Below are 23,282 nucleotides of genomic sequence, written 5' to 3' on the forward strand. Positions count from 1 at the left end.
CATGGCGGATAACATCCAGTTTGCCGATGACGCGCCCTTGTTCGCGCAGAGCCAACAGTTCCAGGACATCAAGAACGCGGCACACGAGCACCTGCTCACACGCATCGAGGAGCTTGGCGCCGAGTTTGGCCGCTGGTCGCGCCAGGCGATCAACCAGTTCGTCGACCTGGAAATGGACAGCTTCGTGCGGCTGCGCCACATTCCGATCAACGAGAGCGAGGTACGCGCGATTGCCGGTGCGCTCACCAAGGAGCTCGCCGGCTTCGGTCCGATCGAGGACCTGCTCGCCGATCCGGCCGTCGAGGACATCCTCATCAACGGCTATAGCGACGTGTATGTGTCGCGGCACGGTATCCTCTCGAGGATCCCGGTGCGCTTTTCCGACAACGCGCACCTGCTGCGCATCGTGCGGCGCATTCTTGCGCCTATTGGGCGGCGACTGGACGAATCGAATCCGATGGTCGATGCGCGCCTGCCCGACGGCGGGCGCATCAATGTCGTGATCGAGCCGCTCTCGCTCGCCGGCCCCATCGTTTCCATCCGCAAGTTCCGCAAAGATCCGCTGCGCCCCGACGATCTGCTCGGCAACGGCACGTTCGGCGTGGAGATCGGCGCGCTCTTCGAGGCGGCGGTGCAGGCGCGCTGCAACATTCTCGTCTCGGGCGGCACGAGTTCGGGCAAGACGTCGCTCCTGAACGCGCTCGCGTTTCATATTCCCGAGATCGAGCGCGTGGTGACGATCGAGGACACTGCCGAGCTTTCGCTCAATCACCCGCACGTGGTGCGGCTCGAAAGCCGTCCCGGCGGCTTCGACGGTACGGGCGTGGTGACCATACGCGATCTGCTGCGCAATACGCTGCGCATGCGCCCGGACCGCATCATCGTGGGCGAAGTGCGCGGCGGCGAGGTGCTCGAAATGCTGCAGGCGATGAACACCGGCCACGACGGCTCGATGGCGACCGTGCACGCGTCGTCGCCGCGCGAGTGTCTGTACCGGCTCGAAATGCTCGCGGGCTTTGCGGGCTTTCAGGGGACCGAAAGCAGCTTGCGCCGGCAGATCGCCAACGCTGTCGACTTCATCGTGCAGATCGGGCGCCTCTCCAACGGGCGCCGCCGGATTCTTTCGGTAACCGAAGTAACGGGGCTCGCGGACAATATCATCGCCACGCAGGAGCTGTACCGCTACGAGCCGGTCATGAACGCGGACGGCGAAGAGCTCGACCGATGGGAGTCGCTCGGCATTCATCCGCATTCGCCCAAGCTCGCGCGTTTTCGCCAGACGCTTTCGGCGTCGTCGAATTTTGGCTTTGGGGGCGGGCGCGACGGGGGCTTCAATGTCTAGCGTGATCACGCTCATTGCGGCGCTTGCGCTGCTGTTTGCCGCTGCCGGGTTGATGCTCTGGCAGCGGGCGCAGCAACGCGCCGCGCGTGAGCACGTGACACGTTTCGTCGATAGCCGCGTCGCCGCCGCGAGCCCGCCCGTGGGCGCGCCTGGCATGCCCGGCGCGGGCAACCTCGGGGCGCGAGCGGGGGCGGCCAGGCCCGAGGCAATACGCGCGGCCTATGTGGGCGGCAACGCCGCCACGCGCGGCGGCGCGCTGCCGTCATTCGCGGCTCCGCCACAAGGCTGGCGCGGCCGCGTGACATTCGCGTTTCAGGGCATGCTGAGCCGCGCCGGCATTGTCGACGTGCGCAAGCCGCTGGTGTTTATCGGCTTCATTGCGACGCTACTGGCGTTTTGGGCGCTCTTGCTGAGCGGCGTGCCGGCGGCGCTCGCCGTGCTGGTGCTGGTGACGGCGCTGACGGCCTTTGCGCTATCGATACGCATGCAGCGGCGGCGCGCGCGGCTCGTCGCGCAGTTGCCTTCTTTTCTCGACGGCATCGTGCGGCTGATTGTGCTCGGCAACAGCGTGCCCGCGGCGTTTCAGGCCGCGCTGCTCAGCACCGAGGCGCCGCTGCGCGAATGTCTCGATCACGTTTCGCGCATGTTGCGCGCCGGCGTCGAAATCGATCGCGCATTGAATCAGGTCGCGCAAGTCTATCGGACGCGGGAGCTCGAGCTCGTGGGCGCGGTGCTGCGTCTTTCGGTGCGCTATGGGGGACGCGCCGACGTGATGCTCGAACGCATGGCGACGTTCATGCGCGATATCGAGCAGGGGCAGCGCGAGCTGATCGCGATGTCGGCGGAAACGCGCCTGTCAGCATGGGTGCTCGCGCTGCTGCCGCTCGGCATCGTCGGCTTTCTCATCGTCACCAACCCGCAGTATTTCGCGTCGATGTGGAACGACAGCTCGGGACGTTTGCTCGTGTACGGGGCGATCGGCCTGCAGCTCACGGGTGCCTGGCTGCTGTACCGGCTCACGCGGCTCAAGGGGGCGCTGTGAGCGCGCATAGCCTCGGCGTGCTTGCGCTGCTGCTCGGCGCGCTCGGCTTCGCGCTGCTCGCGGCGCTCGCGTGCGCACGACTCGTGGCGGCTCACAAGAGCGCGCGCATGCTCGAGCAAGTCATGACGAACTACGCTTCGCACGCGAGCCAGCAGGGCACGGGCGCAGCCGACGCACGCGTCGCGGCGGGTGGCGTGCCGGTGGGTGCATCTCTGGGTGCATCGGTCAGTGCATCGATGGACGCGTCGGCCGGTGTGCCGCCAGGCGTGCAGGTTGGCCTCGCGGGCAGCATACGCGGCGGCGCGGCTGGCGCCTCCCGCGGCGCGCAGGGCGGCGCGCCGGCGCAAGGCAAGGGCGGTGCCGCGCCTGTCGATGCGCTCATGGGCACGCCACACCGCTACGGACTCCCAGGCATGCTCGACGCGCTCGGCGCCGCCGGGATGCGCTGGCTCGAGACGTCGGCCGGCAAGCTGATCGTCGCCGACGAGGACCGCCGTTTGCTCGATCAATGCGGCTATGCCGACGCGCGTGCGCGCGGCCTCTATTGCATCATCCGCCTCGTGAGCGCGTCCGTCATGGCGTTGCTGGCCACGTGGTACGGGCTCGCACACGGCGCGCGGCCCGTGGCGCTCGCGGGTGCCGGCCTGCTGCTCGGCTTCTTCGTGCCGAAGCTCGTGGTGCGGCGCCGTGCGCAAGCACGCCTCGACGCCGTGGCCGAGGAGCTGCCGATGCTCGTCGATTTGCTGCGTCTTTTGCAGGGCGTCGGGCTCTCGCTCGATCAGAGCCTGCAGGTGATGATCAACGAATTTCGCCTCGTGCTGCCCGTGCTCGCGGGCGAGATGGAGATCGCGCAGCGCCAGTTCGTGGCGGGCCGCACGCGCGAGCAGTCGTTGCATCGGATGGCGACGATCTACGAAAACGAGGATCTGCGCGCGGTGATCCGGATGCTCGTACAGGTGGACAAGCACGGCGGCGCGGTGCAGGAGCCGCTCAGGCAGTTCGGCGACCGGCTGCGCGAAGTGCGCCGCGCGACGCTGCGCGAGCGCATCGGCAAGCTCACCGTGAGGATGACCGGCGTGATGGTGGTGACCCTGCTACCTGCGCTGCTCATTGTGACGGCGGGGCCCGGCGTCATCGCCGTGATGCGCACGCTGGCATCGATTCAGCGTTGAGGCGCAGTGTGATCGAGAAGCGTGATCGAGCTATGAATACGGCCAGAACCCTCATGAAGAATTTCACCATTGATACGGCCACGGTGCGCCGGCCGGCCGCGCGCCGCGCGTTGGCGGCCATGGCCTGCGCGGGGCTCGCGACGCTCGCCGCGTGCGGCACGCAGCAGGGCTATGGCGTGGGCCCGCAGGCGCAGGCCGAGATGCAGATGCGCTCGGCCAGCCACGACCCGGCGCCTGACACGCCCGGCATGTACCTCGGCCTCATCGAGCGCATGCAGGCCGAGGGGCTTTATTACGCCTCGCTTGCGCACATCGACGCGTTCGAGCACCAGTACGGCGCCACGCCCGATTCGATCCTGCTGCGCGCCGACGCATTGCGCGTGACGGGGCAGGCCAGCGCGAGCGCGACGGCGTACACGCAGCTGCTCGACACGCCGCTTGCTGCGCGCGGCCATCGCGGGCTCGGTCTGCTCGCGGGCGCTGCGGGCGACTTCCACCAGGCCGCGCAGGAACTGGCGCAGGCCTCGCGGCTCGACCCGACCAACGCAGCCATGCTCTCCGACCTGGGCTATGCGCTGCTGCGCGACGGCGATGTGGCGGGTGCGCGTGTGCCGCTCCTCGAGGCGCTGGAGCTGGACTCGCACAACGCGAAGATCGTCGCGAACGCGGCGCTGTTGTTCGAGGCGAGCGGCAACGACGCGGACGCGCAGGCGCTGATGGCGCATCAGGGCTTGCCTGCGCAGACACGCGCGGCGGTTGCGCGCGACGCGCAGAAGGTGCGTGAAGTGCAGCGCGCGCGCCAGCTGGCGCAGCGGCGCGAATCGGCGGAGCAGGCCTCGCAGCAAGCGGCGCGGCGCGCGGCGGTGCCGGCGGCGCGCGCGCTGGCGAGTGCCCAGGGCAGCTGGCCCGGCGGCGATGCGCAGCCACGCCTGGTGGATCGCTTCGCGCAATAAGTGCATGCAGGACCTGGCGGGCGCGGCACGTCTCGCGCAACACGAGGAATACGATGAAAAACAATCAGCTCATGGATGCGGGCTGCGCCGCTGGTGTCGTCGCTTCGGCGGCTTCTCGGGCGCGTTGCTTCCACGCCGCGGCCGTTGCTGCCGCGATTGTGGCGATGGCGCTCGTGGTGCCGGCCGCGCATGCGCAGGGTACCGATGTGCAGGCTTCAGGCGCGCCGGTTCCGGACAGCGAGGTCGGCCATGCGACGCAAGCCTGGCTCGAGCTTCAGCGCAGCAACACCCAGGCGGCTCCCGCGCTGCCGATGCTCGGCGCCGAGGCAGGCTACGCTTATCGGCGCTATATGAAGTCGTTCGACACGGAAATTCCGGCAAGCTTCGGCTCGACGATCCAGACGGGCAGTGGGCAAGGCAGCGCAGGCGGCTCGGCTTCGTCAAGCGGTTCAGGCGCCTACTGAGATGGTGGCGCGCTCAGGCCAGCGCTCTCGTGTCGCTGCGGCAGCCGTTGCACCGCCGTGTCCGCGCGCGCATGCGCCCGGACGTGCACGCTCGCGTGTGCGTGCGCGCATGCTCGCGCGGCGCCAGCGCGGCTCGCTCGCGTTGATCGCGGTCATCGGGCTCGTGGTCGCGGTGGCGGCGCTGGGCGTGATCGATGTGGCGAATATCTATCTCGCGAAGCGCCAGTTGCAAAACGTTGCCGATCTCGCGGCGCTCGCTGCCGCGCAACAGATGGACGACGCATGCTCGCAGCCACAAACGACGGCGCTCGCCAACGCGGCGAGCAACGGCTTCGTGGTGAATGGCACGACGCGCACGCTCAGCACGAAGTGCGGGCGCTGGGATTCGAACGGCAATGGCGGGATGACGTTCGTGGAAAACAACGGCACGCCGCCGCTGAACGGCGTGCAGGTGAGCGCCACGAGTTTCGTGCCGTACTTCTTTGTTGGGAAGGGCCTGGAGATCGCGGCGAGCGCCACGGCCAAGGCGACGGTGATCGGCTCGTTTCAGCTGAGCACCTCGCTTGCGCAGGTGAATCTGCTCAACGGCATGCTCGGCGCGCTGCTGGGCGGCACGCAGGTGCGGCTCGATGCCGCGCAGTGGAACGGACTCCTGAATGCCAACGTGAAAGTGGCCGATCTCGCCGCCGTGGCGACCACGGCCGGCACTTACGATGGCTTGCTCGCCACGCAGACTACGGTCAGCGGTCTCGCCAGTATCCTGTTCAATGCCGTTGGCCAGGACGGCGCGCTCACGGCCGATGTGTCGGCGGCGCAAAGCGCATTGAGCGCGGTGGCCGCGCTGGTCCCGCAGGCAACGCTCAACCCGATTCAGGTGGCGGCGCTGTCCGGCTCGCCCGCCTTGCTGCAACTCGGCGTGGCCAATGCCCAGTACGCGGCCGACGCGACGGTCAACGTCATGCAGATGCTGGTCGCCGGCGCGGAGATTGCCGCCGCGGGCAATGCGCCGAGCGCGTTCAACGTGAGCCTGAACGGGCTGGGCGTTGCGCTCACGCTGCAAGTGATCTCGCCGCCTTCGATCGCCGTGGGCGAGCCCGGCTATTTCGAGGGGACGAGCACGTGGCGCACGCAGGCCCAGACCGCGCAGATCCTGCTTGGCGTGAACGCCGAGATTGCGTCGAAGAGCGGGCAGTACCTTCTTGCGCTGCTGTCCTATGCCGTCGACGTGACCGTGCAGATCCCGCTCTATGTCGTCGTGGCGCCGGGCCAGGCGTGGCTGCAGTCCGCGCAGTGCGCGGCGAGCAAGACGGCCAGTACGCAGACGATCGGTGTGCAGACTGGGCTGGCTACGCTCTGCCTCGGTACGCCACTTCCAGCGGGCGTGAGCGCGAAGAGCGTCAGCGGTTTCAGCTGCAGCAGCACGAACGTGCCATGGACGCTCGCGAACGTGTCGCTGGTCGGCATACAGGTGGCGACGGTGACCGCGCCTTCGTTCGGCGTGCCGGTCGTCAACCCGTCCAGTGCGACCTTGATGTTCGACGGCAACGGCGACCCGATCGACGGCAATTCGATCAATTCGAACGCGATTGGCGCGGAGCTCGACAACACGCTCCAGTCGACCGTGACGACGCTCAGCCAACTGAGTGCAAGCAACGGGGGGCTGACGGTGAAGGTGCTACCGGGGGTGACCGGCTTGTCCAGCATCCTGACTCCGTTGGTCGGCACCATTGTCAACACAGTCGCGCTGCCGCTCGTGACGGGCGTTCTGGGCTCGACGCTGGGGCCGGCGCTCACTGGACCCGGAAGCCTCGACGACCTCATCATCGGCCCCTTGCTCCAACTCCTCGGCGTCCAGCTCGGCGTCGCGACGGTGATCCCCAAGCCGCTCACCTGCGGTGTTGCAACACTCGTCCAATAAGAAGAAAACCCACGATGCGAACCACCACCCCCATCGAGGAACTCGACCTCTACGTCTGGGAAGGCAAAGCCGATATCGTCGAGCGCGTCGCGCGCTGCATGTCGAGCCTCGACGTCGAGGTGATCCGCGCCGACGACACCGCCGTCTCGCCGCAACGCATTGCCGCGCGCGCGTCGATCGCCATCGTCAGCGTGAGCGTGATCGACACCGGTGCGCTCGTGCTGCGCGACTGGCAGGCCACCCATGGCATGCCCGTGATCTGGGTCGGCGCGGCGCCGCGCGACAACGATCCGGCCATGTATCCCGCCGAGTACTCGCACATCCTGCCGCTCGACTTCACTTGCGCCGAACTGCGCGGGCTCGTGTCCAAGCTCGTCGCGCAACTGCGCGCGCATTCGGCCGAGACGGCGGGCGCCGACATGCTCGTGGCCGAGTCCGAGAGCATGCGTGCGCTGCTGAGGGAAGTCGAGACCTTCGCCGACTGCGACACGAGCGTGCTCGTGCACGGCGAAACCGGGACCGGCAAGGAACGCGTCGCCGAACTTTTACACCGCAAGCACGCCCGCTACGGCACGGGGCCGTTCGTCGCCGTGAACTGCGGCGCGATTCCGGACGGCCTGTTCGAGTCGCTCTTCTTCGGGCATGCGAAGGGCTCCTTCACGGGAGCGGCGCTCGCGCACAAGGGCTACTTCGAGCAGGCCGACGGCGGCACGCTGTTTCTCGACGAAATCGGCGACTTGCCGCTCTACCAGCAGGTCAAGCTCCTGCGCGTGCTGGAGGACGGCACGGTCACGCGCATCGGCTCGGCCACGCCGCTGAAGGTGGATTTTCGCCTCGTGGCGGCCACCAACCGGCAATTGCCGCAACTGGTGAAGGAGGGCAATTTTCGCGCCGACCTTTATTACCGGCTTGCCGTGATCGAGCTGATCGTGCCGTCGCTCGAAGAGCGCGGCGCGGTGGACAAAATCGCGCTGTTCAAGGCCTTCGTCGCGTCGGTGGTGGGCTCAGAGCGGCTCGGGGCGCTGCCGGAGCTGCCTTACTGGCTGGCTGACCAGGTGGCCGCGATGCGCTTTCCCGGCAACGTTCGCGAGCTGCGCAACCTGGCCGAACGGGTCGGCGTGACGGTGCGGCAGATGGGCAACTGGGACTTGCCGCGCCTGCGCCGGCTGCTCGCCGGATCGAGCGGTGTCCAGGCGGTGGCAACGGAGCCTGCGGCGCCCGTCGTCGATCGCAGCAAATGGGACATGGCCGAGCGCAGCCGGCTGCTGGCGGCGCTGGACGCAAACGGTTGGCGCCGCAAGGACACGGCCCAATACCTGGGAATCAGCCGCAAGGTGTTGTGGGAAAAGATCCGCAAATATCAAATTTTCGACGAGGAACCCGCAACTGGTGAAAGTGAGTAATAATTGTGCGATTTTGTAAAATCATACAAAAGAACGGTACAAAAACAGGGGCTTCATGAACGACAAGTGGAGAGTTCGGCAAGTCGCGGTCGTGGCGCTAATGCTGCTCGGGGGTGCCCAGGCCGGTTGCGCGCAATCGCTGGCTGATCAGGCACAAGCGCAGGGAAAAGCACAGGCCCAGGCGCAGGCAAAAGCGCAATCCGCGGCGCAGGGGACGGCTAACCTGGCCGCGAACACGGCAGTGAGCACGGTGGCGGCGCAGGACCCTGCGGCCGCGTCGGTGCAGCCGCAGGCGGAATCCGCCGCGCAGCCCTTGCCCGGCACGCCGGTCGCGCTCACGCCGGAGGAGGCACAGCAGAACGCGGCGGGCAATGTGGCCGAACTGCAGCAGATGATCCGCGGCTCCGATCTCAACGAATTGCGCACGACATACAACGGCACTTACGGCGCAAGCCTGCTGTTCTATGGCAAGGAAATGACCTATTACGTGGCGCTGTTCCAGAACAAGACGTTCTGGCGCGTGATCAAGACCAGCGACGAAACGCGCGCCGAGGCGATCTACCGCGACTTCGCGCAGAAGACGCTGCAGTTGTCGGATGTCGAGATTCGCCGGACGCGCCTCGAAGCACAAAAGGCGTTCACGGCCCGCATGATTGCGCTCACGCAGGACCACGCGAATCGCCTGCAGGCCGACCTCACGATCGCCCGCCAGCAGCAGGCGCTCGTTGCGGATCAGCAGAAGCAGACGCGTGCTCAGGCAAATGCGCTCCAGGTCGAGAAGGCGGCGGCGCAGGATCAACTGCGCGCGGTACAGCGCCAGGTGCAAGAGCTGCAGCGTCAGGTGGAGGGCGGCTTGCCGGTCCAGTGACGCGCACTGGGGCGCGGGCACCGGGCCTCATCGGTGCGGGCCGGTTCGGCGATCCGGCTCGCAGCGCGAAGACGGGATGTAAAACCAAGGCGGGCGTCCATGACGCGCCGCCTTCGTTGTTTTTGGGCGGGATGTTTTTGCGGCCTTAGTGCTTGCCGTGATGATGCTTGCCGTGGCCCTTTTCAGTGTCGTCGGCGGGCTTGTGCTTCGAGGGCGGCGGATCGATGGCGATCGGGTCGCTTGCCGGGAAAGTTTCTTCGAGCGCCTCGTCGAGCGCGTCGTCCTGCGAGGGCTGAGGGGACTTCGGTTTGGATGAGCTCATGGCGTTCTCCGGGGGCGAAGAGAGTCGCTTTCAGAATAACGCAAAGGGAAGCATTTTGAGCGTCTGGTCGTGCGCATCCGGGCGGACGCGCTTGCAACGCGGGCTGCTGACCAGAACGAACACAGGCGCGTCGCGCGCGCCTGTGCATTGTGAACTCAACCGTTGCAGAAAAGAGCGCGTGGGACGCGCACGCACGGTTTAGCTGTTGTTCGAGCCTTCACCGCCATTGCCGCCGTTGTTCACGGTGCCGTAGAGCCGGCGGCGGCGCGTGACGACCACTGGGCCGTCCTGGGCGGGGCGCTCGGACGAAGCCGGCGCCGACCAGGATTCGCGCGGCTCGCGGTCTCTGGGCTCACGCGATTCGCGGGACTCGCGCGGGCCATGGCCACCGTGGTTGCCATAGTTGCCGTGCGGGCCGCGGCTCGTGTGTTCGCCGTGCGAGGGGCGCGGCGTGCGCGGGCCCGGGCGCGTGCCGGTGTCGAGCTGGATGGTGGAGATGGCGCGTTTGTAGATGCCTTGCAGGCCGACAGGCGTGCGCAGCATCACCAGGTACTGATCGAACGACTCGATGCATCCGGTCAGGCGAATGCCGTTGACCAGATAAATTTCGACACGCTTGCGCTCTTTGCGCGCGGCGTTCATGAAGTCGTTTTGCGGGTGCGATTCTGCGGAAGGCATGGACGAATTTTGACCAGGCGGCTCAGTGCCGCAATTCAATTGGAAACGTTTGCTCGCCGCAATTCTACCTTGTGCCGGCAAAGCGCGCGTGCGTTGACATACTCTACTGTAGAACTATACCGGCTCGCGGCCGTCATCGCAGAATCAGGGAGCGTGTATGGGGCATGCCAGTCAAGATACATGAAAGCGGGCCCGAACTGCGACAGTCAGGCACGGCCGGTCAGGTATGGCTTGTCAAGTATGGCCTCTCAGGCATGGTCGATTTGACGCAGGGGCAGCGCATACGTTCATAGCGTAGTGCAAAGCACGCACGAATGCGTCACGGATTTCGGTGTGTTTGCGCGCGATCGCAACAGACCTTTCCAGCACCTTACTGTAATTCGATTGTCCAGTTTTGCGCGCCTGGGTTCCGTGCGGCGACGCACGTGCAGGGGGCCAACTTCCGGCTGCGCGACGCGGTGCGCCGCGCGTTTCTTGCCGGCCCCGCAAATAAAAATGGCACGGCTGGCGTGCGCCAGGAATAAGCCATCGCCGCGCTGCGTTTATCACCATGTCGACGCCTGCGGTTCGCGATGAGCCGCATGCCACGTTCGCAATGCGCCGGCAGTTCGCTGTCCCTGGCAACCGGCAATATCGGGTAACGGCTTGGCTAATGCCTTGCCTGACAACCTCAAACGGGAGATGACCATGAAACGGACTCGCATTGTTCTTGCTTGTCTTTTCTGTCTGACGATCGCGGCGGTCTCGGGTTCGCTGACCGCATGCAGTGGCATGGATTCGGGCAGCGGCGGCTCGTCGAGCAGTTCGGGTGGTTCCTCGGGTGGCTCTTCGGGCGGTTACTGATTGCGCTAAACATTGCTCTATTGACTGCGCCACTGGCTGCCGCGCGCCATGCTGCGCCGCCCGTCCGCGGAGTTCGAAGCGCAAGTGGTCGCGCAGCTCGCGCCCATGCGCCGCTACGCGCGCGCTCTCACCGGCGATGCCGCGTGGGCCGACGATCTCGTGCAGGACGCTGCCGAGCGCGCACTCTCGCGCGCGTCGTCGTTCCGGCCCGATAGCAATCTGCGCGCCTGGTTGCTGACGATCCTGCGCCACATCTACATCGACCAGTTGCGCGGCCGGCGCGAGATTGCGGTGGACGACGATAGCGCGCCCTGGCGCACCCTTGAAGCGCCGCACGGCGAAGTCGACGGCCTCGTGCTGCGCGACGTGCAGCGCGCGCTTTATCTGCTACCCGCCGCGCAGCGCGAAGTGCTGTTGCTGGTGTGCGTGGAGGAGCTGAGCTATCAGGAGGCGTCCACGGTGCTCGGCGTGCCGGCGGGCACGGTAATGTCGCGTCTTTCGCGTGCGCGCGAGCATCTGCGGGTGCTGCTGGACACGGGGCCGGTACAGGATCCGGCGCGGCGCGCCGCGCCGCTCAGGGTGGTGGGGACGACGCGATGAACGACGACGAATTCGAACGCGAACGCGAGCGCGCGAGCGCCCGTCCCGCACCGGCTGCTTCGCCCGATGGCGGGGTGCCGCCCACCGCCCCCTCGGCTGTTCCCGGCTGCGACGCAGACGCCGATTTTGCCGCGCTGGGCGCCTACGTCGACGACGAATTGTCGGCGGACGCACGCGCGGCGCTGCAGGCGCGGCTGGCGTCCGACGCCAGCGCCGCACAGCGCATCGCCGCCTGGCGCGCGCAGAAGGCCGCGTTGCAAACGCTTTGCCGCGCTGGTGACGAGGCGGCTTCGCCCGGTTACGTGGTGCTGAGGCGGCGCGACCCGTGGTGGCGCCGCGCGGGCCTCGCGGCGGCGTGGGCCGTCGTGGGCGCGGGCTTCGCGGTGGCGGCGGGCACGCTGATGCCGCAATGGCTTCCCGATGGCGCTTGGGGCGGCGCCACGCGCGATGCCGCGGGCGCGGGCCACGACCCCGCGTTTCTGGCGCGCGACGCGGAAGGTTTCGCGCGGCGCGCCGACGTGGCCTATGCCGTGTACTCGCCTGAAGTGCGTCATCCCGTGGAAGTGGGCGCCGCGGACGAAGCGCATCTGGTCGCGTGGCTCTCGAAGCGGCTCGGCAAACCGCTCGCGATTCCGCCGCTCGGTGAATACGGCTACACGCTCGTCGGTGGACGGCTCTTGCCCGGCGCGGCCGGCCCGGCGGCGCAGTTCATGTATCAGAACGGCGCCGGCTCGCGGCTTACGCTCTACGTGAGCGTGTCGGGCCGCGGCCGCGATGCGGTGCATCTGCTGAGCGACGGCAACCACCGCACCTTCTACTGGAGCACCGACGGTATGGGCTATGCGCTCTCCGGCCCGGCCACGGAGACGCGCCTGCGCACCATCGCGTACGAGGTGTGCGGCGCGCTCGGCGGCACGCGGGCGCAATGGTGACGGGCGCGATGGAACCCGCGAGAACGGATACGGCCCGCGTGCTGCCTCCTGGCATGAGCGCGGCGCGCTTCGCGCGTGCGCTCGCCGCGTTCGAATCGATCGTGGGCGCGCCCAATGTCTGCCGTGGCGGCGCCGCGCTCGCACCGTATTTCGATCCGTTCGCGCCCGTCGAGGATGAGCGCGTGTTCGCGCCCTCGGCGGCGCTCCTGCCGGCCAACGTCGATGAGATCCGCGCGATCCTGCGTGTGGCCAACGCGGCGCGCGTGCCGCTCTGGACCGTCTCCACGGGCCGCAACTTCGCTTATGGCGGCGCGGCCCCGCGCCTCGCGGGCTCGGTCGTGCTGGACCTGCAGCGGCTGAACCGCGTGCTCGACGTGGACGAGCGGCTCGCCTGGGCGCTCGTCGAGCCCGGCGTGAGCTACTTCGACCTTCATGCGCATTTGCGCGAGCGCGGCCTGAAGCTCTGGGTGGACCCGCCTGCGGCCGGCTGGGGCAGCGTGATCGGCAATACGCTCGAGCGCGGCTTCGGCTACACGGCCTACGGCGATCATGCGGCGGCGCAGTGCGGCATGGAAATCGTGCTCGCCAATGGCGACATCGTGCGCACCGGCATGGGCGCGATCGAGACGGGCTCGGCGTGGCAGCTCTACAAGTCAGGCTACGGCCCGTCGTTCGACGCGCTCTTCACGCAATCGAACTACGGCATAGTCACGAAGATGGGGCTTTGGCTGATGCCCGCACCGCCTGCTTACGTGATCGGCGAAATCCAGTTTGCGCGTGAGGACGATCTGGGCACGATCGTCGATACGCTGCGTGGCTTGCAACTGGGCGGCACGATTGCGCAGCACGCGGTGATCGAAGGTGCGATCCGCCGGGCGGCCGGCATTGCGCCGCGCGCGCGCTGGTACGCGGGGGAGGGGGCGATGCCCGAGGCGGCCGTTGCGGCCATGCAGCGCGACCTCGATATCGGCCGCTGGAACCTGCATTACGCGCTCTACGGCGACCCCGATGTGATCGAGCTGCAGCGGCGCATTGTCGAGCGCGCGTTCGCGCAGGTGCCACACGTGCGCGCGTTCGCGAAGCGCTATGCGGGCAGCGAGGAGCCGCACGACGGCGGCGATCGCAGCATGGCCGGCATTCCTTCGATGAGTGCATTTCGCATGCTCGACTGGCGCGGCGGCGTTGGCGCGCACGTGGACTTCTCGCCGCTGTGTCCCGCCGACGGGCGCGACGCGCTGCGCCAGTACGCGCTCGTGAAGGCGCGCGCGGCGGAATACGGCTTCGATTACTACGGCGGCTTCACGGCGGCGGGCCGCTGCCTGCATCATGTGTTCGCGGCGATCTTCGCGCGCGAGCGGCGCGACGACGCGGCCCGCGCAGGCGACCTGCTGCGCGCGCTGATGAGCGATGCGCGCGCGGCGGGCTACGGTGTCTACCGTTCGCATCTGCTCTACATGGATTACGCAGCGGCGCAGTACGACTTCAACGATGGCGCGCTGCTACGGCTTGCGCAGACGGTGAAGGACGCGCTCGATCCGCAGGGCGTGCTCGCGCCGGGCAAGCAGGGCGTGTGGCCGCCGGCGTGGCGCGCAATGCGCGGCTATACGTGATGCTGGTGACGCTCGCATATGCGTGCACGCATGCTTGCGGCACACACAGCAATGAGGATGACGCGATGAACCGGCGGACGTTTCTACACGCGACGGGTGGGGCGCTGGCAGCGGCGGCATGCGCTGCGCGCGCCGCCACACGCCCGCTCGATGCGCTGCAAAGCACGCAGCCACTGCCGATGCCAGGCCCGGTGCGCATGGCCGTCTACGATCCGGCGCTGGCACGGGGCAGGGCGCTTGCGCGCGCGGCGGCGCGCATGAGCGTGCCGGCGTTCGCAGTCGGAGAAGATTTCGGCAACGACATCGGCATGCTGTGGCATGCACAGTTTGCACGTCGCTTCGAAACCCGTGCTGACACACCGGTCGTCGCGCTCTGTGCGTTGCGCGCCTCCGACCGCTTCGTGCTCGAACGTCTCGCCGCGCCGCACCGTTGCATCGTGCTCGACGTGCCGCAGACTTAAGCCGCGCTCGCCTGGCTCATCTTTGCGATCTCTTCGTCGCGCAGCGCGCGCCGCAGGATCTTGCCGATGTTGCTTTGCGGCAGCGTCTCGCGAAACTCCACGAGGCGCGGCACCTTGTAGCCCGTGAGCTGCTGGCGGCAAAACTGGATCAGCGCGTCCTCGGTGAGCGCGGGGTCGCGGCGCACGACGAACACCTTCACGCGCTCGCCTTGCACCGGGTCGGGCACGCCGACGGCCGCCACCTCGCGCACGCCCGGATGCCGCGCGATCACGTCCTCGATTTCGTTCGGGTACACGTTGAAGCCCGAGACCAGGATCATGTCCTTTTTGCGGTCGATGAGGCGGATATAGCCGCGCGCATCCATGACGCCGATGTCGCCGGTCGCCAGCCACCCGTCGCCCACGAAGACGCGCGCGGTCTCGTCGGGGCGCATCCAGTAGCCCTTCATGACCTGCGGGCCTTTCACGCAAAGCTCGCCCGGCTCGCCGATATTTGCCCACGTGCCGTCGTCGCGGCGAAAGCGCACCTGGGTGGAGGGCGCGGGCAGCCCGATCGATCCCTCGAAGTCCTGAAGATGTGCGATATCGACGGGATTCATCGCCACGATGGGCGAGCATTCCGTGAGCCCATAGCCCTCGACGATCGGCTTGCCGGTGACGGCCTTGAAGCGCTCGGCGATGGCCTTCTGCGTGGCCATGCCGCCCCCCATCGCGAGCTTGAGCCCTGAGAAATCGCGCTGGCGGAAGGCTTCGTTCTCGAGGAACGCGTTGTAGAGCGTGTTGACCGCGCTCATGCAAGTGAACGTTTCGTGACGCAGGATCTTCATGACGCGCGGCATGTCGCGCGGATTGGCAATCAGGATGTTGCGCGCGCCGATCGCCATGAAGATCAGCGCGTTCACGGCGAGCGAATAGATGTGATAGAGCGGCAGCGGCGTGAGGATGGTCTCGGCCTTGCTCTCGAGCTGCCCCGCGATCCAGCCTTTCGCCTGTATCACGTTTGCGAGGATCGTGCCGTGCGTGAGCATCGCGCCTTTGGCCACGCCCGTGGTGCCGCCCGTGTATTGCAGGAAGGCGAGATCGTCGAGCGTTGCGCCGATGGGTGCGCGCGGCTCGCGGGCGCCCTGCGAGAGCGCGTCGAGCAAGCGCACCACGCGCACGCTGGCCGGCAACCGGTACGCGGGCACGAGCTTCTTCACATGGCGCAGCATGAAGTTGATGAAGCGGCCCTTGAGGTTGAAGCCTTCGCCCAGCAGGTCGCCCAGCTGCGTGAGGACGACGCGCTCGATGCGCGTGCCGGGCAGCGCGTCTTCCAGCGTCTTCGCGAAGCTCTCGAACACCACGATGGTCTGCGCGCCGCTGTCCTTCAGTTGATGCGCGAGCTCGCGTGGCGTGTAGAGCGGATTGACGTTCACGACGACCGCGCCGGCCTTGAGCGCGCCGAATAGCGCAACCGGATACTGCAGTGTATTGGGCAGCATGATGGCGACGCGCTCGCCGGGCTTCACGCCCGCGCCCTGCAGCCATGAGCCGAATGCGGTGGCCTTGCTGGCGAGCGCGCCGTAGGTCATCGGCGAGCCGGCGCTCACGTAGGCCACGCACTCGCGAAAGCGTGAGGTGCAGTCGTCGAAGAACTGGACTAGCGAGGCATAGTGCGTCACGTCGACTTCGTGCGGGACGCCCGGCGGATACGAGGCATACCAGATGCCGTCCGTATTCGGGGCTGCGGCGTCGGCGAGCGCTTGCGCAGGCGGTGGCGTGGCGGCTTGCGCAGGGGGTGGGGCCGTTTCGTGCCGCGGCTGTTGTGGCGTATCGCTCATTCTCGTTCTCCGGGCGTAGCGTGGGTCGTCGCCTTATTGCATGGCGCCGCCGGCGTGTGCAGCGCGCCTGGCTTACACGACGCATTCATGATGCACCGCGCTTGGAAAGAAGGGCAGACAGAGTTTCCCCGCAGCGCCGTGCCGTGCCCGGGCGCCCGTCGTGCGATTGCGCGGCGCGCCAAAACGAAAGGCCGTGCGGGCGGCAGCCCGGCACGGCCTTCGTTTCGTGGTTCTGTGTCCTGCGTGACGGCATTCGGGCGACACAGCGGCGCCGCCCGAATGCTTGCCCGATGCTCAGGCGGTGCGCCGCATCAGGCGGTCACGTGCCTGGCGGTCTGTGTCATGTCGATGCCGCGCCGCTCGCGGCTGAACGGAATCAGCACGGCGATCACGACCGCCACCGTGCCCGCGACGATCGCCATCGCCATTGCATAGTTCTGGCCGTGCGTTTGTGCGAGCGAGGCCTGCAGCGTGGCGTTGACCGAAGCCAGCAGGTTGCCGAGCTGATAGACGAGACCCGGGAAGGTTGCGCGCACTTCGTCGGGCGAGATCTCGTTGAGGTGCACCGGGATCACGCCCCAGGCGCCTTGCACGGAAATCTGCATGAGGAACGCGCCGAGCGCGAGCAACACCGGACCCGACGAGAACGCCCAGAGCGGCAGCACCGGCAGCGCGATCAGCGACGCGATAAAGATGGCCTTGCGGCGGCCAATCTTTTCGGAAAACGAGCCGAAGAAAAGGCCGCCCACGATCGCACCGAGATTGAGCGTGATGGTGATGAGCGAAACCGTATGCGGATTGAAGTGATGTTGTTCGCGCAGGAAGGTCGGATAGAGATCCTGCGTGCCGTGCGAGAAGAAGTTGAACGCCGTCATCAGCACGATCGCGTAGAGCGACAGGCCGAGATTGTGCTTGAGCGTGGTGAGCAGGGTCGGGCGCACGCGCTTTTCCAGCTCCTTGAAGGCCGGCGATTCGGGCACGTGAGCGCGCACATAAAGCACGAGGAGCGCGGGCAGCACGCCGACGAAGAACATGCCGCGCCAGCCGATGTACTGGTACAGCACGCCGAACACGATCGAAGCGAGCAGATAGCCGCTCGGATAGCCCGCCTGCAGAAGGCCCGAGACGAAGCCGCGCGCTTTCGGCGGAATGGTCTCCATGGTGAGCGCGGAGCCCACGCCCCATTCGCCGCCCATCGCCACGCCAAAGAGCGCGCGCAGGACGATGAACGTTGTGAGATTGGGGGAGAAGCCAGTGAGCAACTCGAGGAACGAATAGCACGCGATGTTGACCATCAGCGTGGGACGGCGGCCGAATTTATCGGCGAGCCTGCCGAAGATCAGCGCGCCGATCGGGCGCATGGCCAGCGTGATCGTAATGGCAAAGGCGACGGCGGGAATCTCGGTGTTGAATTCAGTGGCGATATCTTTCAGAACGAAAACCATTAGAAAGAAATCGAATGCGTCGAGCGTCCACCCCAAATACGCTGCGATCGTGACGTTTCTCTGTTCTCGCGTCCAGCTCATTTCATTGTTCTCCTCATAGGCACGCGCAACGCCTTGTCTCCCGGCTATGCGCGTGTGCTTGCTCCGCCCCGCGCGACGAGCGTCGTACGAGTGTACGCCCGGCATTAAACATTTGCATGAAAGCCCGGCGCAACCCGGGCTAATCCCTGGAGAAGGGGTTTATCGGGTCTTATCAAATGAAAGGATTTTGTCTTGGTAGTAATTTAAATGTAATTAATGTGAATCGAAAATTGAATGTCCTTCGAATGACGGACGCGCGCGCAGACGCGTGCTTAAGCGCTCAATTCCGAATTGATCGGACAAGTGGGCAAACGGGGGCAACGTCGCCGATGATCGTTTGCAATCCTGATTGAATTCTGGGGGCGCGCCGCAAGGATTGGCGGCGCTTCGGGCAGGGGACTGGCGGGGGCTGTCGTTCAGCGTTGCAACAGCCATTGGGCGGCGCGGGATACGACTGCGTCCCAGTCGCCCATGGTGGCCTGGCGCAGCACATGGGCATCGCGCATCCAGGGCGAGCGCATGCCGTTACTGCCCCAGCGCCATTCGCCGGCTGGGTTGACGAGCACGGCAGTGGGTTTGCCGCTCATGACGGCGAGATTGGCCACGCCCGAGTCGACGCTGATAGCGGCGTCCAGATGCGCGATGCAGGCCGCGGTATCGCCAAACGTCATGATGCCTGGCGCGTAGTGGCTGATGTTCCCGCGTGGTGAGCCGCCCATGATTTCCGCAACGGGATGATGAAGGCTGACGAAGTGAACGCGGCTCGTGAGCTGCGGATCCGTGGTGAGTCGCTCGAGCGCCTCGAGCGGCAAGCTGCGCAGGCCCGCCCAGCTGCGGTCCTTGTTGCTCAATTCGCGGGCATGGCGTTGCGAGCAATCCCAGAACACGCCAACCAGTGCCTTGCCCGGGTGCTGCGCGCGCAACGCGTTTGCCCAGCTTGCCGCGTGGCCGTGCGCGGCCACCGGTGCACGGATATAGGCTTCAAAAAAGGGCTCGGGGCGCGGCTGGTCGCACGCGGCGAGCATCGGCAGGTGCAGCAGTGTGGCCTGCAGGGTTGGCGCAAATGCTTGAACGGCGGGTAGCGTCTCGGCGTCGATCGGCGAGCGCCGTACCATCGGACGGCGCGCCGCCACGACCCGCAAGTCCGGCAGCGACGCCGCGATGACGCTGTGGATCACCGCGTCGCAGGTCACCATGACCTCTGCGCCGGCGGCGCGCCATTGGCGGATGCTGCCGTACAGCATGAACTGGTCGCCATAGCCCATCTGGTGCGTGACCAGCACGCGCTCGCCGCGCAAGTCGCGCTGCCCGTCCCACATCGGCACCGCGCTGTAACGGTAGTTCCCGCTGTCGCCGAGGTTGCGCCATATCCAGTGCTTGAAGCCGCGTGCGTCGCCCGTGCTCAGGAGCGCCTCGGCCAGCCATTTGTGCACCCGCAGCTTGTCGGCGTCGTCATCTTCAGCCGGGTTCAGCAAGGCGCGCTCCAGCAACGCGACGGCGCCCGCCGTGTCGCCGCTCAGGTAAAGGTCGCGGCCGAGCCTCGCCTGATAGAACAGGGGCGACCAGTCGAGCGGCGCGAAATCGAGCCAGGTCTGCACCGCTTGCGCGTGCCGGCCGAGCAGGCGCAGCGCGCGGGCGCGCGCGTGCACGAAGGCGCGGTTGCGCGGGTCGAGCGCCAGGCCCTTTTCGGCCCACGGCAGCATTTGCTCGTCGCGCTTCACGCGCACGAGCGCTTCGCAAATCTGGAGGAGGGGGGCGGGGTCGGAAGGGCTGCGGGTGTGCGCGACGAAGGCCTTGAGGAGTTGCTGTTCCGGATCGTGGGACATCGGCGGAGCGTCGAAGATGTTTGTCAGATAAATCCTATCGACGCCTGTAAATGGCCGATATCGGAGGCTTCTTAAAATTGCGCCGATGCCGCGCACCACGTGCAACGCGTTCGTCCCACAGCGCGGACGCACATTTTCGATGATAATGAACGACCGTGCTTTTCCCGATTCACGTGACTGGACAGCGTCACTAGAATCGGTTTGATCCTCGTGGATTCCGTTATGCGGAATTTATGCGGGCCAGCAGTGCGATCAGGGCCAGAGCCGCCTCGCGGCCTGGCGCAATCGGCGGGCGTTGCCGCGCAGCGCACGCCCGCCGGCAGACATCAAGGAGACACAAGCATGCAGGTCAGAGAATTGTTCGAACTGGGCGGGCAGGTGGCACTCATCACGGGCGGCTCGCGCGGGCTCGGGCTGCAGATGGCCGAGGCGCTCGGGGAAATGGGCTGCCGTGTGGTCATCACGGCGCGCAAGGCCGACGAGCTCAAAGAAGCGCAGCAGCATTTGCAGGCGCGCGGCATCGAGGCGATGACGGTCGTGAGCGACCTGCAGCGCCCCGAGGCCGTCAAGCCGCTCGTCGACGAGACGCTGGCGGCGTACGGCCAGATCGACATTCTCGTGAACAATGCGGGCGCGACCTGGGGGGCGCCGGCGGAGGACTATCCCGACGAGGCGTGGCACAAGGTCATGAACCTCAACGTCAACGCGCCGTTTTTCCTTGCGCGCGAAGTGGGCAAGCGCAGCATGATTCCCGCGCGGCGCGGCAAGATCATCAACATCGCATCGATCGCGGGCCTGAAGGGCGCACTGGGTCCCATGCAGACCATCGCGTACAACACGTCGAAAGCCGCGGCCATCAACTTCACGCGCGCGCTCGCCGCCGAATGGGGCAAGTACGGCATCAATGTGAATGCGATCTGCCCGGGCTTCTTCCCCTCGAAGATGTCGGCGGGTTTGCTCGACACGCTCGGTCAGACGGTGATCGAGCGCACGCCGCTGCAGCGCCTGGGTGACGAAAGCGATCTCAAGGGCGCGGCCGTGTTTCTCGCGAGCGCCGCGTCGCGCCATATCACCGGCCAGTATCTGGCGATCGACGGCGGCGCGAGCGTCGTCTGACGCCGTATTCGACGATGTGCGTCGCGCTCGAATCGCCATGGCGTGGCGCCATCGTTTGAATCGTAGTCCGAAGCAGATCAATGGGCGGCCGTGCGGCGCACCGCGTGTGTTGCATGACCGATTGTCTGGATTGCAAGATCTTTGCGACGCCCGCAACGGCGCGCATCCCACGAGACGAATACCTGCCATGCCCACGTCCGACACCGCCGTACCGCGCACCCGCTCGCCATACTGGCCTTCGCAACTCTCGCCGCACCTGAGCATTCCCGCCACGAACCTGTTCTATAACGCCGAGGTTTCGGCCGCGCGTTACCCGGACAAGCCGTTCATCGTCTTCTACGACACGCCCGTTACCTTCGCGCAGTTCAAGGACGAGGCCGAGCGCGTGGCGGGCTATCTGCAGACGCAATGCGGCGTGAAGGCCGGCGACCGCGTGCTGCTCTATATGCAGAACAGCCCGCAATGGGTGATCGCGTATTACGGCATCCTGCGCGCGAATGCCGTGGTCGTGCCCGTCAACCCGATGAACCTCACCGACGAGCTCGAGCACTACGTGGAAGACAGCGGCGCGACCACGGCGTTCGTGGCGCAGGATCTGTATCCGCGCATTGCGCCGCTGGTGGGCGAGGGCGCGGGACAGGGGCTGCGGCATCTGCTCGTCGCCACCTACAGCGACTATTTGAAGAACGAGCCGTTCTCGCCGCCGCCCGAATTCGTGAGCGCCCCGCGCCACGTAGAAGGCCCGGGCGTCACGCACTGGGCCGACGTGCTCGCGGCGCACTGCACGCCCGGCGCGCTCACCGCGGGGCCGGACGACCTGTGCGTGATGCCGTACACGTCGGGCACGACGGGCAAGCCCAAGGGCTGCATGCATACGCACCGCAGCGTCATGTGCACGGCCGTGGGCGGTTGCAACTGGTTCAGCAGCAATCAGGATGCCGTGCAGCTCTCCGTGCTGCCGCTCTTTCATGTGACCGGCATGCAGGGCGGCATGAACAGCCCGCTCTACAACGGCTCGACTGTCGTGATCTTGCCGCGCTGGGACCGCGACGCGGCGGCGCGCGCGATCGAGCATTACCGCATCAACGGCTGGCAGGCGATCGCAACGATGGTGGTCGACTTCATTTCGAATCCGCGCATCGGCGAATACGATCTGTCTAGCCTCGCCTGGATGCGCGGCGGCGGCGCGACCATGCCCGATGCCGTGGTCAAGAAACTGCGCGATCTCACGGGCCTCGAGTTCGTGGAGGGCTACGGCATGTCCGAGACGATGGCGGCCACGCACATCAATCCGCCGCAGCACCCGAAGGCGCAGTGCCTTGGCATTCCGGTCTACGACGTCGATGCGCGCATCGTCGATCCGATCACGCTCGAAGAGGTGCCCGAGGGCGAAGCGGGCGAGCTGATCATGAGCGCGCCGCAGGTGATGCAGGGCTACTGGGGCAACCCCAAGGCCACCAGCGAGGCCTTCATCGAGCGCGACGGCAAGCGCTTTTTGCGCACCGGCGACCTCGTGCGGCGCGATGCGGACGGCTATTACTTCATGACCGACCGCTTGAAGCGCATGATCAACGCGTCGGGCTACAAGGTGTGGCCGGCCGAAGTCGAAGCGCTCATGTACCGGCATCCGTCGATCAAGGAGGTTTGCATCATCGGCGCGCAGGACCCGAAGCGCGGTGAGACCGTGAAGGCTGTCGTGGTGCTCGATCCGAAACAGGTCGGCAGTGTGAGCGAAGACGACATCGTCGCGTGGGCACGCGAGAACATGGCCGCTTACAAGGCCCCGCGCATCGTGCAGTTCGTCGAGACGCTGCCGAAGTCGGGCAGTGGCAAGATCCTTTGGCGCAAGCTGCAGGAAGAGGAGGCCGCCGAGCGCTAAGGCCTGCTAAGGCATGCTTCAAGCAAGCCTCGAGCGCGCCATAAGTGCGCCATAAGCGCGCCGAACCTCCTGCCCCGCGAGCCTCAGGCCCCGGCCAGCGCCGGCAGGCCCGGCTCGCTCCAGTCCCATCCTCCCAGCGGCGCCCCGGCGGGCGCCGCCTTCGATCCCGCGTGTTGCGTGATGCGGCCCGGCGACCATTCGCCGGGCGCCTGCGCATTCTTGCGCCCGAGAATCGCCTCGCACAGAAAGTCGACGCTGTACGCCTTCAGCAGATGCGCATGATGCGTTTCGATGTAGGCCGCAAGGCGTGCCGCTTCGCCCTGGATCGACGCCAGCGCGTAAAGCGTGGGCGCGTCCCAGCGAAAGCGCAGTCCGAGCTCGGCGAAAGCGGAATTGAATGCGCTCAATTGGTTGTGCAAGTGGTGATCGTGCTCCGCGGCTTTCTGGCTGGCTGAAGAGTGGCTCATGGCTGCCTCCGTTCAAGTTCAGGTGACGTGAGCCAATCGT

The 23,282-nt window shown here is 66.6% G+C and carries 21 protein-coding genes; 15 read left to right on the forward strand and 6 right to left on the reverse strand.

Annotated features, from left to right (window positions below; genetic code table 11):
• Nucleotide 1: 1 nt before the first annotated feature.
• The 8 genes from EYW47_RS05370 (at nt 2) to EYW47_RS05405 (ending at nt 9,162) form a co-directional block, all read left to right on the forward strand.
• The gene (locus EYW47_RS05370; RefSeq protein ID WP_133193841.1) at nt 2–1,342 is read left to right on the forward strand and encodes a TadA family conjugal transfer-associated ATPase; all 1,341 of its coding nucleotides are present in this window, start codon (nt 2–4) and stop codon (nt 1,340–1,342) included.
• Nucleotides 1,335–2,384, forward strand: coding sequence for a type II secretion system F family protein (locus tag EYW47_RS05375; RefSeq protein ID WP_133193842.1), 1,050 nt, complete (start codon nt 1,335–1,337; stop codon nt 2,382–2,384). The genes EYW47_RS05370 and EYW47_RS05375 overlap by 8 nt, the downstream gene beginning before the upstream one ends.
• Nucleotides 2,381–3,556 carry a type II secretion system F family protein gene (locus tag EYW47_RS05380; RefSeq protein ID WP_240763553.1) on the forward strand — a complete coding sequence of 392 codons (1,176 nt, stop codon included), beginning with the start codon at nt 2,381–2,383 and terminating at the stop codon, nt 3,554–3,556. Before EYW47_RS05375 ends, EYW47_RS05380 begins: the two co-directional genes overlap by 4 nt.
• Nucleotides 3,557–3,609: 53 nt before the next feature.
• A complete protein-coding gene (locus tag EYW47_RS05385) occupies nt 3,610–4,509 on the forward strand; it encodes a tetratricopeptide repeat protein (protein ID WP_240763554.1) in 900 nt (299 codons plus the stop codon).
• Between the two features lie 53 nt (nt 4,510–4,562).
• Nucleotides 4,563–4,973, forward strand: coding sequence for a DUF3613 domain-containing protein (locus EYW47_RS05390; RefSeq protein ID WP_240763555.1), 411 nt, complete (start codon nt 4,563–4,565; stop codon nt 4,971–4,973).
• 97 nt (nt 4,974–5,070) lie between these two features.
• Nucleotides 5,071–6,891, forward strand: a complete 1,821-nt coding sequence (locus tag EYW47_RS05395; protein ID WP_165976498.1) for a TadG family pilus assembly protein — start codon at nt 5,071–5,073, stop codon at nt 6,889–6,891.
• Nucleotides 6,892–6,905: 14 nt separating this feature from the next.
• Nucleotides 6,906–8,294 (forward strand): sigma 54-interacting transcriptional regulator, encoded by a 1,389-nt coding sequence (locus EYW47_RS05400; RefSeq protein ID WP_133193844.1) that lies wholly within the window; start codon nt 6,906–6,908, stop codon nt 8,292–8,294.
• 55 nt (nt 8,295–8,349) lie between these two features.
• Nucleotides 8,350–9,162, forward strand: a complete 813-nt coding sequence (locus EYW47_RS05405; RefSeq protein ID WP_205710022.1) for a DUF2968 domain-containing protein — start codon at nt 8,350–8,352, stop codon at nt 9,160–9,162.
• 145 nt (nt 9,163–9,307) lie between these two features.
• Here EYW47_RS05405 and EYW47_RS40765 read toward each other — a convergent pair whose 3' ends face one another.
• Both EYW47_RS40765 and hfq read right to left on the reverse strand, forming a co-directional pair.
• Entirely contained in the window at nt 9,308–9,484 is a 177-nt protein-coding gene (locus EYW47_RS40765) for a hypothetical protein (RefSeq protein WP_165976499.1), read from the reverse strand.
• Between the two features lie 198 nt (nt 9,485–9,682).
• The gene (gene hfq, locus EYW47_RS05410) at nt 9,683–10,162 is read right to left on the reverse strand and encodes an RNA chaperone Hfq (RefSeq protein ID WP_133193845.1); all 480 of its coding nucleotides are present in this window, start codon (nt 10,160–10,162) and stop codon (nt 9,683–9,685) included.
• Between the two features lie 687 nt (nt 10,163–10,849).
• Between hfq and EYW47_RS41310 the strand changes: the two genes are divergently transcribed.
• The 5 genes from EYW47_RS41310 (at nt 10,850) to EYW47_RS05430 (ending at nt 14,608) form a co-directional block, all read left to right on the forward strand.
• Complete coding sequence (locus EYW47_RS41310; protein ID WP_205710023.1) at nt 10,850–11,005, forward strand: hypothetical protein; 156 nt, start codon at nt 10,850–10,852, stop codon at nt 11,003–11,005.
• 48 nt (nt 11,006–11,053) lie between these two features.
• Entirely contained in the window at nt 11,054–11,605 is a 552-nt protein-coding gene (locus tag EYW47_RS05415; RefSeq protein WP_133193846.1) for a sigma-70 family RNA polymerase sigma factor, read from the forward strand.
• The gene (locus EYW47_RS05420) at nt 11,602–12,537 is read left to right on the forward strand and encodes an anti-sigma factor family protein (RefSeq protein ID WP_240763556.1); all 936 of its coding nucleotides are present in this window, start codon (nt 11,602–11,604) and stop codon (nt 12,535–12,537) included. The genes EYW47_RS05415 and EYW47_RS05420 overlap by 4 nt, the downstream gene beginning before the upstream one ends.
• Nucleotides 12,538–12,545: 8 nt before the next feature.
• Nucleotides 12,546–14,147 carry an FAD-binding oxidoreductase gene (locus EYW47_RS05425; protein ID WP_133193847.1) on the forward strand — a complete coding sequence of 534 codons (1,602 nt, stop codon included), beginning with the start codon at nt 12,546–12,548 and terminating at the stop codon, nt 14,145–14,147.
• 65 nt (nt 14,148–14,212) lie between these two features.
• A complete protein-coding gene (locus EYW47_RS05430; protein WP_133193848.1) occupies nt 14,213–14,608 on the forward strand; it encodes a hypothetical protein in 396 nt (131 codons plus the stop codon).
• Here EYW47_RS05430 and EYW47_RS05435 read toward each other — a convergent pair.
• The 3 genes from EYW47_RS05435 to EYW47_RS05445 all read right to left on the reverse strand — a co-directional run bounded on the left by EYW47_RS05435 (nt 14,605) and on the right by EYW47_RS05445 (nt 19,780).
• A complete protein-coding gene (locus EYW47_RS05435) occupies nt 14,605–16,428 on the reverse strand; it encodes an AMP-binding protein (protein WP_133193849.1) in 1,824 nt (607 codons plus the stop codon). The two genes, EYW47_RS05430 and EYW47_RS05435, sit on opposite strands and share 4 nt — an antisense overlap.
• 311 nt (nt 16,429–16,739) lie before the next feature.
• Nucleotides 16,740–17,954: an MFS transporter gene (locus EYW47_RS05440; protein WP_133193850.1), complete on the reverse strand. Its 1,215-nt coding sequence runs from the start codon at nt 17,952–17,954 to the stop codon at nt 16,740–16,742.
• Nucleotides 17,955–18,370: 416 nt separating this feature from the next.
• Nucleotides 18,371–19,780, reverse strand: a complete 1,410-nt coding sequence (locus EYW47_RS05445) for a glycosyltransferase family 9 protein (RefSeq protein WP_133193851.1) — start codon at nt 19,778–19,780, stop codon at nt 18,371–18,373.
• Between the two features lie 342 nt (nt 19,781–20,122).
• On the opposite strand from EYW47_RS05445, the gene EYW47_RS05450 reads away from it, so the two are divergent.
• Together EYW47_RS05450 and EYW47_RS05455 are read left to right on the forward strand one after the other, a co-directional pair.
• Nucleotides 20,123–20,896 (forward strand): SDR family oxidoreductase, encoded by a 774-nt coding sequence (locus tag EYW47_RS05450; protein ID WP_133193852.1) that lies wholly within the window; start codon nt 20,123–20,125, stop codon nt 20,894–20,896.
• 187 nt (nt 20,897–21,083) lie between these two features.
• Nucleotides 21,084–22,775, forward strand: coding sequence for a long-chain fatty acid--CoA ligase (locus EYW47_RS05455; RefSeq protein WP_133193853.1), 1,692 nt, complete (start codon nt 21,084–21,086; stop codon nt 22,773–22,775).
• A gap of 83 nt (nt 22,776–22,858) precedes the next feature.
• Here the strand turns inward: EYW47_RS05455 and EYW47_RS05460 are convergent, their stop codons facing one another.
• The gene (locus EYW47_RS05460; RefSeq protein ID WP_133193854.1) at nt 22,859–23,242 is read right to left on the reverse strand and encodes a hypothetical protein; all 384 of its coding nucleotides are present in this window, start codon (nt 23,240–23,242) and stop codon (nt 22,859–22,861) included.
• Between the last annotated feature and the right edge of the window lie 40 nt (nt 23,243–23,282).

Source organism: Paraburkholderia silviterrae (genome assembly GCF_004353915.1).
Lineage (GTDB): Bacteria > Pseudomonadota > Gammaproteobacteria > Burkholderiales > Burkholderiaceae > Paraburkholderia > Paraburkholderia silviterrae.

Excerpts from the sequence above, each read along its gene's own strand:
- EYW47_RS05370 (WP_133193841.1), top strand. The coding sequence starts at position 2 with ATGGCGGATAACATCCAGTTTGCCGATGACGCGCCCTTGTTCGCGCAG.
- EYW47_RS05440 (WP_133193850.1), bottom strand. The coding sequence starts at position 17,954 with ATGAGCTGGACGCGAGAACAGAGAAACGTCACGATCGCAGCGTATTTG.
- EYW47_RS05375 (WP_133193842.1), top strand. The coding sequence starts at position 1,335 with ATGTCTAGCGTGATCACGCTCATTGCGGCGCTTGCGCTGCTGTTTGCC.
- EYW47_RS05460 (WP_133193854.1), bottom strand. The coding sequence starts at position 23,242 with ATGAGCCACTCTTCAGCCAGCCAGAAAGCCGCGGAGCACGATCACCAC.
- EYW47_RS40765 (WP_165976499.1), bottom strand. The coding sequence starts at position 9,484 with ATGAGCTCATCCAAACCGAAGTCCCCTCAGCCCTCGCAGGACGACGCG.
- EYW47_RS05390 (WP_240763555.1), top strand. The coding sequence starts at position 4,563 with ATGAAAAACAATCAGCTCATGGATGCGGGCTGCGCCGCTGGTGTCGTC.
- EYW47_RS05400 (WP_133193844.1), top strand. The coding sequence starts at position 6,906 with ATGCGAACCACCACCCCCATCGAGGAACTCGACCTCTACGTCTGGGAA.
- EYW47_RS05455 (WP_133193853.1), top strand. The coding sequence starts at position 21,084 with ATGCCCACGTCCGACACCGCCGTACCGCGCACCCGCTCGCCATACTGG.
- EYW47_RS41310 (WP_205710023.1), top strand. The coding sequence starts at position 10,850 with ATGAAACGGACTCGCATTGTTCTTGCTTGTCTTTTCTGTCTGACGATC.
- EYW47_RS05445 (WP_133193851.1), bottom strand. The coding sequence starts at position 19,780 with ATGTCCCACGATCCGGAACAGCAACTCCTCAAGGCCTTCGTCGCGCAC.
- EYW47_RS05425 (WP_133193847.1), top strand. The coding sequence starts at position 12,546 with ATGGAACCCGCGAGAACGGATACGGCCCGCGTGCTGCCTCCTGGCATG.
- EYW47_RS05385 (WP_240763554.1), top strand. The coding sequence starts at position 3,610 with ATGAAGAATTTCACCATTGATACGGCCACGGTGCGCCGGCCGGCCGCG.
- EYW47_RS05430 (WP_133193848.1), top strand. The coding sequence starts at position 14,213 with ATGAACCGGCGGACGTTTCTACACGCGACGGGTGGGGCGCTGGCAGCG.
- EYW47_RS05405 (WP_205710022.1), top strand. The coding sequence starts at position 8,350 with ATGAACGACAAGTGGAGAGTTCGGCAAGTCGCGGTCGTGGCGCTAATG.
- hfq (WP_133193845.1), bottom strand. The coding sequence starts at position 10,162 with ATGCCTTCCGCAGAATCGCACCCGCAAAACGACTTCATGAACGCCGCG.
- EYW47_RS05450 (WP_133193852.1), top strand. The coding sequence starts at position 20,123 with ATGCAGGTCAGAGAATTGTTCGAACTGGGCGGGCAGGTGGCACTCATC.
- EYW47_RS05435 (WP_133193849.1), bottom strand. The coding sequence starts at position 16,428 with ATGAGCGATACGCCACAACAGCCGCGGCACGAAACGGCCCCACCCCCT.
- EYW47_RS05420 (WP_240763556.1), top strand. The coding sequence starts at position 11,602 with ATGAACGACGACGAATTCGAACGCGAACGCGAGCGCGCGAGCGCCCGT.
- EYW47_RS05415 (WP_133193846.1), top strand. The coding sequence starts at position 11,054 with ATGCTGCGCCGCCCGTCCGCGGAGTTCGAAGCGCAAGTGGTCGCGCAG.